The organism is Brevibacterium sp. SIMBA_078 (assembly GCF_046534565.1).
Taxonomy (GTDB): Bacteria; Actinomycetota; Actinomycetes; order Actinomycetales; family Brevibacteriaceae; genus Brevibacterium.
The window spans coordinates 1-247 of sequence record NZ_JAWRYQ010000451.1 but is presented as its reverse complement, the minus strand read 5'-3'; the positions used below and the strand labels follow the sequence as shown (position 1 = coordinate 247).

Genomic DNA, 247 nt, shown 5'->3' with positions numbered 1-247 from the left:
CTAAGTGCAGATCAAGTCGTTATTTTAGATGGCTTGTTTAGCCAAGGAGCCATGCTATGAGTGATTTAAATCAACAACCGGGTTTATTTGATGACTTAGATGATGCCCCTTTAGATGAACCTGTGCTCACATCAGCACAGCGAACGATGCAGGCCAGCGAAAGTATTGAAGTCGTGCCGTTGCTAACGTATTTAACGGACGAACATAGAGTGCGAGTGGTTGATGTAAAACTGGCTGAATTACTCAG

Annotated in this window: 1 protein-coding gene; it reads left to right on the top strand. The window is 43.7% G+C overall.

Going from position 1 to position 247, the window contains the following annotated elements; genetic code table 11:
• Window positions 1–56: 56 nt before the first annotated feature.
• A partial coding sequence (locus tag SB749_RS20380; protein ID WP_410711911.1) for a hypothetical protein occupies window positions 57–247 on the top strand: 191 nt, incomplete at its 3' end.